This is a genomic window from Rodentibacter sp., from assembly GCF_057314195.1.
Map to the genome: position 1 here is coordinate 1 of NZ_DBHLAM010000024.1, position 11,877 is coordinate 11,877.

Consider the following 11,877-nt stretch of genomic DNA (forward strand, 5'->3'; position numbering starts at 1 on the left):
AAAACAATTCGCAACTGCTAAATTCGTTGAAAGTGTTGACGTTGCAGTAAACTTGGGTATCGACCCGCGTAAATCCGATCAAAACGTACGTGGTGCAACTGTATTACCACATGGTACCGGTCGTGAAGTGCGTGTTGCCGTGTTCACTCAAGGTGCTAACGCCGAAGCTGCAAAAGCGGCGGGTGCCGATTTAGTGGGCATGGAAGATTTGGCTGAACAAGTTAAAAAAGGCGAAATGAACTTCGACGTAGTTATCGCTTCTCCTGACGCAATGCGCGTTGTTGGTCAGTTAGGTCAAGTATTAGGCCCGCGCGGTTTAATGCCGAATCCAAAAGTGGGTACCGTAACGCCAAACGTTGCTGAAGCAGTGAAAAACGCGAAATCTGGTCAGATCCGTTATCGTAATGATAAAAACGGTATCATTCACACTACTATCGGTAAAGCGAACTTCTCCGAAGCACAATTAAAAGAAAACCTTCAAGCGTTGTTAGCCGCTTTAACTAAAGCGAAGCCTACTACCTCCAAAGGTATCTTTATTAAGAAAGTTAGCCTTTCTACCACGATGGGTGCCGGTGTAGCAATCGATCAAACTTCTTTATAGTTTAAACAGTCGTTTAAAAATTAAACCGTGCTTTGGGTAACCGAAACGCGGTTTTTTGTTCAAGTTTATTTATAAAAATTCCAATGCGAACATATAGGCGGCAATTAATAATAAAATTGTTGCTAATAATTTTCGGGTTAATACAGGGGATATTAAGCCGCGTAAACGCATAGAAAAAAAACTCATTCCAAAAGAACCAATGGTAACCAGTCCGACAATCAGAAAATTCACATAACCGAATTGTCCGCTTAAGGTCACGTTAAATAAGACTTCGCGCGTAAGGTAAGCATATAAATTACCGATACCGCCGATAATCATCATGTAATTGGTATAAACTGCGATTTGTTGGGTTTTTACACCTTTGAGTTGGCCAATCAATGGAGCCAGAATCGAACCACCGCCGATGCCGGTAATACCGGCAACTAAACCACCTGCGCAACAACTGATGCCGCCTTTTAGGCGTTCCAATGCGGTGCTCTTGGAGCAGTTCGGGTTTTCTTCGCGCGAAGACGTAAAAAATGTTTTTAATGCCAGTGCGCCGAGACTAACGGTAAATACCAAGCTAATCATCAAGCTGGAAAAATAGAAACTTAGTTCAAATCCGATTTGTACACCGATAATCATGGCTATTGACCAGAACAACATATTAAGGTAATCAATTTTGATTTTTTGCCGACGGAAAAAAAGCAAATTAATGGTTGCCGTGCACATCACGATCGTAAGTGATGTGGCGGCAATCATTTGCAGCGGTAATTCGGGAAAAAGTGTCCGTAAGATCGGCACCATCAATACGCCTCCGCCGATGCCGAAAATCGCCGAGACCATATTGGTGAACAGACCGCAAATCAGTAAAATACAAATCGTGCTAATTGCCATCATTTATCTCCATTCAAGGCTCAGTTCTATTCTGGAGGTAACAAGCAGGGTGTGCTTATGATCGCTATCATATCTCGGACAAATTTTTCTTTGTATGATGCGGAACGTATGAAAAGGATGATTTATGAACGCATTTCAACTTATGGCAAAACCTACCGGTTCAATTTGTAATTTGGCTTGTCAATATTGTTTTTATTTGGAAAAGCCGCATTTGAATCAACGTGCCATGAGTGATGCGGTGCTAGAACGCTACGTCAAATCTTACCTTGAAAATGCGCCTCAGCAACAAGTGACATTTCTTTGGCAAGGCGGTGAACCGACCATGGCCGGGTTGGATTTTTATCAGAAAGTGATTGATTTTCAAAGTAAATATTCCGCCGGCAAACAAATCGAAAACGCGTTGCAAACTAATGGCATATTGCTGAATGCCGATTGGTGTCAATTTCTGCGCGATAATCAATTTTTAGTCGGTTTATCCATCGACGGCCCCGAACATTTGCATGACGCTTATCGCTTAACTAAAAACGACAAGGGAACTTTCCGGCAAGTCATGGATGCGCTGAATTTGTTAATTCATTACCAGATCCCTTTCAACACGCTCACCGTGGTACATAACCTGAATGTACAATATGGTAAAGAAGTTTACCGTTTTCTCAAACGTATCGGCTCGCCATATATGCAATTTATTCCGCTAATGGGTGATTACTCACAACAGCCCTCTGCGAAAGATTACGGTCAATTTTTAGTGGATATTTTTGATGAATGGTATGCCTATGATGTGGGAAAAATCGGTATTCAGTTTATTGAACAGTGGTTTATGGCGTATTTGGGGTTGCAGCCCGGGCTTTGCATTTTTCGAGAAACCTGCGGTGATCAGCCGGTGATTGAGCAAAACGGCGATATTTACAGCTGCGATCACTATGTTTATCCCGCCTATAAACTCGGCAACTTGATTGAAACACCTTTGCGCTTGCTTATCGACTCGCCTCAACAAAAACGTTTCGGCGCGATGAAGTCCTTTCTTTCCGAGCGTTGCCAGGCCTGTAAGTTCCGTTTCGCTTGCCACGGAGGTTGCCCAAAGCACCGCATTGCAGAGGGGTTTGGCGCGCCGCATAATCGATTTTGTGAAGCCTATTATCGTGCGCTTTCTCATATGGATCCTTATTTGCGGCAGTTTGTCGCTTCATTTCGCGGGCAATAAAAAATACGGTCAAATTGACCGTATTTTTTGTTTAGCTTACAAATTATTTATTTAATTTTGCTTTGTAAGTTGGGTTCATCAAGTTTTCGACGGAAAGGATGTCGTCCAATTGTTCTTTGGTTAACAAGCCTTTTTCCAACACCACTTCACGCACACCTTTACCGGTTTGGGCACAGATTTTACCCACTAAGTCGCCGTTGTGGTGACCGATGAACGGGTTCAAGTAAGTGACGATACCGATAGAATTGTAAACATAGTTTTCGCAAGTTTCTTTGTTTACAGTGATGCCGTCTACGCATTTATCGCGTAAGTTCACGCAAGCGTTGCCTAAAATTTCAATGGATTCAAACATTGCTTGGACAATCACAGGTTCCATTACGTTTAATTGTAATTGACCGGCTTCAGCCGCGAAGGTCACGGTAGTGTCGTTACCGATGACTTTGAAGCAAACTTGGTTTACCACTTCTGGCACAACCGGGTTCACTTTGGCCGGCATGATAGAAGAACCGGCTTGTAATTCCGGCAAGTTAATTTCCTTAATGCCTGCACGAGGACCGGAAGAAAGTAAACGTAAGTCGTTACAGATTTTTGATAATTTCACCGCCGTGCGTTTTAATGCGCCATGTACGGAAACATAGTCGCCACAGTCTGCAGTCGCTTCGATTAAATGTTCCGCGCCGCTGCAATGTAAGCCGGTGACTTGCGATAAATATTTAATCACGGTCGGTACATAACCTTGTGGTGTATTTAGGCCGGTACCGATTGCGGTGGCACCTAAATTCACTTCAAGCAACTCGGACGCCGCGGCTTTAAGATGTTTCACTTCTTCTGCCATTAATACGGCAAAGGCTTTGAATTCTTGACCGACGGTCATCGGCACCGCATCTTGTAATTGGGTACGGCCCATTTTTAACACTTTATCGAATTCTTTTGCCTTATTTTCAAAGCCTTGTTGTAAATAAGAGACTTTTTCAAGCAGTTTAATGATGCTGTTATACACGGCGATATGGAAACCGGTAGGGTAAGCATCGTTAGTCGATTGGCTGGCGTTCACATGATCCATTGGGTCAAGGTATTTATATTCGCCTTTTTTATGGCCCAAAACTTCCAATGCAAGGTTGGCAATGACTTCATTAGTATTCATATTTACGGAAGTACCTGCACCACCTTGATAAATATCAGAAGGGAATTGATCCAAACATTTGCCATTTACTAATACTTCGTCACAGGCTTTGACAATGGCTTCGGAAATATCTTTTGGAATGGCACCCAGTTCGCCGTTCGCCAATGCGGTGGCCTTTTTCACCATCACCATGCCGCGAACAAATTCCGGTACATCAGAAATCGTTACGTTAGAAATATTGAAATTTTCGACCGCTCTTAGAGTATGAATTCCCCAGTAAGCATCGGCCGGTACTTCACGTTCGCCAAGTAAATCTACTTCTGTTCTAAATTGAGTCATATTAATCACCTATATGGGTTAGTTAGCTTGTTTGCCATTATAGAAATTTACCGAAGAAAAAAATTGATGAAGATCACGTTTTAAATAGGGTATTCAAGAGATATTTTCATTTTTCGGATTAATTTTTTTAGGGCGATTTTTTTTATTTTTGCCCTTGAAAGGTAAATTTTTCGCCTCATATAGGGGACGCATTTAAACTTTAACTTTTTAAGAAGGAAATTAACAATGAATATTCGTCCATTACACGATAAAGTCATTTTAAAACGTGAAGAAGTAGAAACGAAATCTGCCGGCGGCATCGTGCTCACCGGTTCTGCTGCTACCAAATCCACCCGTGCCAAGGTGTTGGCAGTTGGTCCTGGACGCTTACTGGAAAACGGCAGCGTACACCCAATGCACGTGAAAGTTGGTGATATCGTGATTTTCAGCGATAGCTACGGTGTGAAAACTGAAAAAATCGACGGTGAGGAAGTACTTATTCTTTCTGAAGATGATATTTTAGCCATCGTGGAATAAGTAAAAGATACTTTAAAAAATAACTAGACTTTATATATGGTGAACTGACTGATTCACCGAGAAATAAACGTTTAAACTAAGGTGGGTGAACAAACCCGCTCTATGAAATAAAAGGAAATTAAATATGACAGCTAAAGACGTAAAATTCGGTAATGACGCACGTGTAAAAATGTTAAACGGTGTGAATATCTTAGCCGATGCAGTAAAAGTAACGTTAGGCCCAAAAGGTCGCAATGTGGTATTAGACAAATCCTTCGGTGCTCCAACCATCACTAAAGACGGTGTTTCCGTGGCGCGTGAAATTGAACTGGAAGATAAATTTGAAAACATGGGTGCACAAATGGTGAAAGAAGTGGCGTCCAAAGCAAATGACGCAGCAGGTGATGGCACTACCACTGCGACTGTGTTGGCACAAGCTATCGTAAACGAAGGCTTAAAAGCGGTTGCTGCCGGTATGAATCCAATGGATTTAAAACGCGGTATCGACAAAGCAGTAAGTGCGGTGGTTGCCGAACTTAAATCTCTTTCCAAACCTTGTGAAACCTCTAAAGAAATCGAACAGGTGGGTACCATTTCGGCAAACTCTGATAGCATTGTAGGTCAGTTGATCGCACAAGCTATGGAAAAAGTAGGTAAGGAAGGCGTGATTACCGTAGAAGACGGTACCGGTTTGGAAGACGAATTGGATGTGGTTGAAGGGATGCAATTCGATCGTGGTTACCTTTCTCCGTATTTCATCAACAAACCTGAAACAGCCACCGTGGAATTAGACAATCCGTTTATCTTGTTAGTAGATAAAAAAATCTCTAATATCCGCGAATTGTTGCCTGTGTTGGAAGGTGTGGCCAAAGCGGGCAAACCGTTATTAATCATTGCGGAAGATGTTGAAGGCGAAGCTTTGGCTACATTGGTTGTGAACACTATGCGCGGTATCGTAAAAGTGGCTGCGGTGAAAGCACCGGGTTTTGGCGATCGCCGTAAAGCAATGTTGCAAGATATTGCCATTTTAACTGCCGGTACAGTAATTTCCGAAGAAATCGGTATGGAATTGGAAAAAGCGACATTGGAAGATTTAGGTCAAGCGAAACGTGTTGTGATCAATAAAGACAACACCACAATTATTGACGGTATCGGCGATGAAGCACAAATTCAAGGTCGTGTGGCGCAAATTCGCCAACAAATCGAAGAATCCACTTCCGACTATGACAAAGAAAAATTGCAAGAGCGCGTGGCTAAATTAGCCGGCGGTGTTGCTGTGATTAAAGTTGGTGCGGCAACTGAAGTGGAAATGAAAGAGAAAAAAGCCCGCGTGGAAGACGCCTTACATGCAACCCGTGCTGCGGTGGAAGAAGGTATCGTTGCCGGCGGTGGCGTGGCATTAATTCGTGCGGCAAACAAAGTAGCCGGGTTACAAGGCGATAACGAAGAGCAAAATGTGGGTATTAAACTAGCACTTCGTGCAATGGAAGCACCGTTACGTCAAATTGTGGCAAATGCCGGTGAAGAAGCTTCTGTAGTCGCTAATGCAGTGAAAAACGGTGAAGGTAACTTTGGTTATAATGCCGGCACTGAACAATACGGCGATATGATCGCAATGGGTATTTTGGATCCGACTAAAGTGACCCGTTCTGCTTTACAATTTGCAGCGTCCGTTGCAGGCTTAATGATCACTACTGAGTGTATGGTCACTGAATTACCAAAAGATGACAAAGCTGACCTAGGTGCCGCCGGCATGGGTGGTATGGGAGGCATGGGCGGAATGATGTAATTTCCCCCGTATGAAATAAAAGTGCGGTCGTTTTTCCGAAAGGAAAAGCGATCGCTTTTTTATTTTTAAAGGATTACACTAAGGCCCATTTTTACTCTGGAAACAAATAATGGCGATTTCTCAAATTGAATTAAATCAACAACTTAAAACAGCCGGTGTAGGTATTAACGTTAGCGAGCTTCACGGTTTTTTAAGCGGCTTAATTTGTGGTGGCATAAAAGATCAAAGTTGGCAACCGTTACTTTATCAATTGACTCACGATAACCACGCTTATCCGACAGCACTTTTGGCGCAGGTTAGCGAGCTTTACCAACAAATTTCAGTGGAACTTGCTAATGTCAAAAGTTTTGCTTTTGAATTGGGTTTAACGGGAAATGAAAGCGTGTTTGCGCGTGCCGACAGCCTTTCCGAATGGGCGAATCATTTTTTATTAGGCTTGGGCCTGGCGCAACCACATTTAGAACAAGAAAAAGGCGAAATCGGTGAGGCCGTGCAGGACTTGCATGAGATTTGTCAACTTGGTTACGACGAAGATGATGACGAAGAAGAAATGAATGAAGCGTTGGAAGAGATTATTGAATATGTGCGTACGATTGTCGCGTTGTTTTATATTCGGTTTAACCAAACGTCGAATACGGTAAAGCCAATGTTGCATTAATTAAGAGGAAAAAGGGAAATGGATCTGGCTTATAGTGCAGCATTACCGCAAGAAGAATTTATTGAACGCCGTCGACGCGTTTGGGCGCAAATGCGGCCGAATTCGGCGTTATTGGTATTTTCTGAAATTGAAAAACGTCGTAATAACGATTGCGAATTTCCTTTCCGGCAAGACAGTTATTTTTGGTATCTCACCGGTTTTCATGAGCCCAATGCGGTGCTGTTATTGATAAGCACCGAGCAAGCGAAAAAGGCGATAATATTTCTTCGTCCGCGCGATCCGTTACAGGAAACATGGCACGGGCGTCGTTTAGGCGTGGAACGCGCGCCGCAGCAATTGGCGCTCGACGATGCTTACTCCATTGATGATTTCAATGCGGTGCTCTCCGAAGAGTGCAACAATTTGAGCGTACTTTATCACGCGGCGGGGCTTCATCCTTGGGCGGATGAATTGCTTGCCGGTAGTGCCATTGATTTTGCAGAAGTGCTTGATTGGCGCCCATTTGTAAACGAAATGCGTTTAATTAAATCGCTCAACGAAATTCGTTTAATTCAACAAGCGGCTCAAATTAGCGCATTAGCGCATCTCAAGGCGATGCAGGAAACGCGCCCGAATCGCCTTGAGTACGAAATCGAAAGCGAAATTTTGCACGAATTCAATCGTCATGGCGCGCGCTTTGCGGCTTATAACTCAATTGTCGCTAGCGGTGAAAATGCTTGTATTTTGCATTACACGGAAAATGATCAAGTGTTGAAAGACGGTGATTTGGTATTAATTGATGCTGGCTGTGAATTTGCGCTGTATGCCGGTGATATTACTCGCACGTTCCCGGTAAACGGCAAGTTTACCCAAGCGCAACGTGAGGTTTATGCGTTGGTATTAAGTGCGCAAAAACGAGCCATAGAATTGTTAGTACCGAGCGCTTCCATCAAAAAAGCAAATGATGAAGTGATTCGCATTAAAGTACAAGGTTTGGTCGAACTAGGAATTTTGCAGGGTGATGTAGATGAACTTATCAAACAAAAAGCGTATCGTCGATTTTATATGCACGGGCTCGGGCATTGGTTGGGATTGGATGTGCATGATGTCGGCGAATATGGTGAGGAACGCGGGCGTACTCTGGAAATCGGTATGGTACTTACCGTAGAACCGGGGCTTTATATTCCAAAAGACGCGGACATCCCGACAGAGTATCAAGGTATTGGTGTGCGTATTGAAGATAATCTTTTGATAACGGAGTATGGCAATAAAATTTTGACGGCAGCGGTACCAAAAGAGATAGACGAAATTGAGTATTTAATGCAAAAAAAACAAGAATTTTCCAAAATGTGATCTAGTGCAAGTTTTTCCGATCTTTGGAGTGCTACTATACTGGCGGAAAAAGGGTAAACCAATCAGATAAGGAGTCGATTATGTATAAACACGTTTTAGTCGCAGTGGATCTTTCCGAGGAAAGTGAGTTTTTGCTAAAAAAAGCAGTTGGCGTTGCAAAACGTAATGATGCGAAACTTTCGATTATCCATGTAGATGTAAATTTTTCGGATCTTTATACTGGATTGATTGATGTAAATATGTCTTCTATGCAAGACCGCATTTCAAGTGAAACTCAAAAGGCTTTATTAGATCTCGCAGAAAATGCCGGTTATCCGATTCAGGAAAAATTGAGTGGTAGCGGCGATTTAGGTCAGGTGCTTACCGATGCGATAGAGCAATATGATGTAGATTTATTGGTAACAGGTCACCATCAGGATTTTTGGAGTAAATTAATGTCTTCAACACGTCAGGTGATGAATACGATTAAAGTTGATATGTTAGTTGTTCCGCTTCGTGACGAATAAGTAACATTTATTTATTAGAAGTTTAAAAGATAAATAAATTTTAACCGCACTTTCTCAATCGTGTAGTGAAGTGCGGTTTTTATTTTGTAGTACATTTCTTAATAAGGAAGTTATTTTCTCCAAATAAAGACCGGTTTAAAGAATAAACAAAGGTGGGCGCTCATCAGTAAAAAGCCTTTCTCTAAATAAGGAAAATATGTGAGAATAGGGCGGTTTATTTTAAGTAATTTTTTAACAACAGGTTTATGATGAAAACAACAGCAGAAATTAGACAATCGTTCCTTGATTTTTTTCACAGCAAAGGGCATCAAGTCGTCGCAAGTAGCTCGCTTGTGCCTGAAAATGATCCGACATTACTTTTCACTAATGCGGGGATGAATCAGTTTAAAGATGTGTTTCTCGGTTTAGATAAGCGCGCTTATTCACGTGCTACAACGGCTCAGCGTTGTGTACGTGCCGGCGGCAAACATAACGATCTAGAAAACGTGGGCTATACCGCGCGCCATCATACATTCTTTGAAATGTTGGGTAATTTTAGTTTTGGCGATTATTTCAAACATGATGCCATTAATTTTGCATGGGAGTATTTAACTTCTCCGCAATGGCTTGGTTTACCGAAAGAAAAATTGTGGGTAACGGTGTATGAAACGGATGATGAAGCCTACAATATTTGGAACAAAGAAGTCGGTGTTCCGGTAGAGCGTATTATTCGTATTGGTGATAATAAGGGCGCGCCTTATGCTTCGGATAACTTCTGGGCAATGGGGGATACTGGTCCTTGTGGACCTTGTACCGAGATTTTCTACGATCACGGTGAGCATATTTGGGGGGGACCTCCGGGCTCACCAGAAGAAGACGGCGATCGCTATATTGAAATCTGGAACGTTGTATTTATGCAATACAACCGTCTTGCCGACGGTAGTATGGAAAAATTACCGCGTCCGTCTGTTGATACCGGTATGGGCTTAGAGCGCATCTCTGCCGTATTGCAGCATGTAAACTCAAACTATGATATCGATATTTTCAAAATACTTATCGCGAAAACCGCAGAAATTGTGGGTTCTACCGATTTAACTAATAAATCATTACGTGTAATTGCCGATCATATTCGTTCTTGTGCTTATTTAATTGCTGATGGCGTGATTCCGTCAAACGAGGGGCGAGGCTATGTTTTACGTCGTATTATTCGTCGAGCGGTACGTCATGGTCATTTGTTAGGGGCGAAAGAGGCGTTTTTCTATAAACTGGTTCCAACACTTATTGAGGTGATGGCGGACGCTGGTAAAGACGTAAAAAACAAACAAGTGGATGTTGAGAGATTGCTACGTTTAGAAGAAGAACAATTCGCTCGCACGCTTGAGCGAGGTTTAACACTTTTAGATGAGGCACTTTCCGAAGTGAAAGACGGCATACTTTCTGGCGAAGTTGCGTTCAAGCTTTACGATACTTATGGTTTTCCATTAGATTTAACTGCCGACGTGTGTCGCGAACGTAATATAGCAATCGATGAAGAAGGTTTTGAGCGCGAAATGGAAGCGCAACGTTTGCGCGCGCAAGCTGCCAGCCAATTTGGCGTGGATTACAACAATGTGGTTCGCGTCGAAGGCGAAACTAAATTTAAAGGCTACGGCGAATCAGAGTCTTTAGCGAAAATTATTGCACTTTTTTATGATGGTAAATCGGTAGAACAAATTTCTGCGGGGCAAAGTGCTGTGGTTGTGTTAGAAAACACACCATTTTATGCCGAGTCCGGCGGTCAAATCGGTGACCGTGGCTACTTAACCGCACAAGGCGTGGTATTTAAAGTAAAAGATACGCAAAAATATGGTCGAGTATTTGGGCATATCGGTGAGTTAGAACAAGGGACATTGTCCGTAGGGCAAACTTTGAATGCGGTGGTGGATAGCGAGCGCCGCAACCGAATTTCGCTTAACCACTCCGCAACCCACTTACTACACGCGGCATTACGTCAATTACTTGGTACCCACGTTGTGCAAAAAGGCTCTTTGGTTTCAGATTCCGCATTGCGTTTCGATTTCGCGCATCCTGAAGCGATTACTAAAGAACAACTTACTGACATTGAACGCCTCGTAAATCAAAAAGTGCGCGCCAATTTCTTGATTCAAACGGATATTATGGATGTTGAAGCCGCAAAAGCAAAAGGCGCTATGGCTTTATTCGGTGAAAAATATGCGGATCAAGTACGCGTGTTGACCATGGGGGATTTTTCCATTGAGCTTTGCGGTGGGATTCATGCAAAACGTACCGGTGATATAGGACTGTTCAAAATTATTTCGGAAACTGCAGTAGCGGCGGGAGTTCGTCGAATTGAAGCAGTGACCGGCGAAAATGCGATTGATTGGATGCTTAATCAACAACATGTTTTGGAACAATGTGCAGAATTATTGAAATCGGATGTGAACGTGCTCACTGATAAAATCCAGCAACTTCAAGATAAAGCGAAGAAAGCGGAAAAAGAACTTCAGGGCTTAAAAGAAAAAGCGGCAATGCGGGCTGGTTCTGATTTAGTCAAAAGTGCGATAAAAATCAATGGCGTTTCGATCATTGCACATCAATTTAATGGAATCGAAACAAAATCGCTCCGTGTTATGGTTGATGACTTAAAAAATCAACTTGGCTCGGGCATCATTGTATTCACATCAATTTTAGATGAAAAAGTCAACCTTGTCGTTGGCGTGACAAGTGATTTGACCGCCAAAGTAAAAGCCGGCGAACTGGTGAATTTAATGGCTCAACAGGTAGGTGGTAAAGGCGGTGGTCGTCCGGATATGGCAATGGCAGGAGGTTCCCGACCGGAAAATGCGGCGCAAGCAATTAAAGCGGCGCAAGACTGGTTAAACGAAAATCTGTAGTACAAGCCTTGGTCGGTGGGATGCCGACCGTTCCTTGATTGATAGGGATATCTAATAAATGCAAACTAAGGAGATAAAAGATGT

The 11,877-nt window shown here is 42.8% G+C and carries 10 protein-coding genes; 8 read left to right on the forward strand and 2 right to left on the reverse strand.

Annotation, left to right across the window (positions count from 1 at the left end; translation table 11 throughout):
- Positions 1 to 601, forward strand: a 601-nt coding sequence (rplA, locus tag ACO59Y_RS03545) for a 50S ribosomal protein L1 (RefSeq protein WP_486130703.1), incomplete at its 5' end; no start/stop codon positions are given.
- Positions 602 to 670: 69 nt separating this feature from the next.
- Here the strand turns inward: rplA and ACO59Y_RS03550 are convergent.
- A complete protein-coding gene (locus tag ACO59Y_RS03550; protein WP_486130754.1) occupies positions 671 to 1,477 on the reverse strand; it encodes a sulfite exporter TauE/SafE family protein in 807 nt (268 codons plus the stop codon).
- Positions 1,478 to 1,601: 124 nt separating this feature from the next.
- Here ACO59Y_RS03550 and ACO59Y_RS03555 point away from each other — a divergent pair, with 124 nt between their 5' ends.
- A complete protein-coding gene (locus ACO59Y_RS03555; protein WP_486130705.1) occupies positions 1,602 to 2,678 on the forward strand; it encodes an anaerobic sulfatase maturase in 1,077 nt (358 codons plus the stop codon).
- Positions 2,679 to 2,721: 43 nt separating this feature from the next.
- Here the strand turns inward: ACO59Y_RS03555 and aspA are convergent, their stop codons facing one another.
- Positions 2,722 to 4,140 (reverse strand): aspartate ammonia-lyase, encoded by a 1,419-nt coding sequence (gene aspA, locus ACO59Y_RS03560; RefSeq protein WP_486130707.1) that lies wholly within the window; start codon positions 4,138 to 4,140, stop codon positions 2,722 to 2,724.
- Positions 4,141 to 4,365: 225 nt separating this feature from the next.
- On the opposite strand from aspA, the gene ACO59Y_RS03565 reads away from it, so the two are divergent.
- The 6 genes from ACO59Y_RS03565 to alaS all read left to right on the forward strand — a co-directional run bounded on the left by ACO59Y_RS03565 (position 4,366) and on the right by alaS (position 11,793).
- Complete coding sequence (locus tag ACO59Y_RS03565) at positions 4,366 to 4,656, forward strand: co-chaperone GroES (RefSeq protein WP_373603385.1); 291 nt, start codon at positions 4,366 to 4,368, stop codon at positions 4,654 to 4,656.
- Between the two features lie 124 nt (positions 4,657 to 4,780).
- Positions 4,781 to 6,424: a chaperonin GroEL gene (gene groL / locus ACO59Y_RS03570; protein WP_373603384.1), complete on the forward strand. Its 1,644-nt coding sequence runs from the start codon at positions 4,781 to 4,783 to the stop codon at positions 6,422 to 6,424.
- A gap of 109 nt (positions 6,425 to 6,533) precedes the next feature.
- Complete coding sequence (locus ACO59Y_RS03575) at positions 6,534 to 7,082, forward strand: YecA/YgfB family protein (RefSeq protein ID WP_486130710.1); 549 nt, start codon at positions 6,534 to 6,536, stop codon at positions 7,080 to 7,082.
- 18 nt (positions 7,083 to 7,100) lie between these two features.
- On the forward strand, positions 7,101 to 8,414 hold the full coding sequence (gene pepP, locus ACO59Y_RS03580; RefSeq protein ID WP_486130712.1) for a Xaa-Pro aminopeptidase: 1,314 nt from the start codon (positions 7,101 to 7,103) through the stop codon (positions 8,412 to 8,414).
- A gap of 80 nt (positions 8,415 to 8,494) precedes the next feature.
- Entirely contained in the window at positions 8,495 to 8,920 is a 426-nt protein-coding gene (gene uspA / locus ACO59Y_RS03585) for a universal stress protein UspA (RefSeq protein ID WP_373603381.1), read from the forward strand.
- 248 nt (positions 8,921 to 9,168) lie between these two features.
- Positions 9,169 to 11,793, forward strand: coding sequence for an alanine--tRNA ligase (gene alaS / locus ACO59Y_RS03590; protein ID WP_486130756.1), 2,625 nt, complete (start codon positions 9,169 to 9,171; stop codon positions 11,791 to 11,793).
- Positions 11,794 to 11,877: the final 84 nt, after the last annotated feature.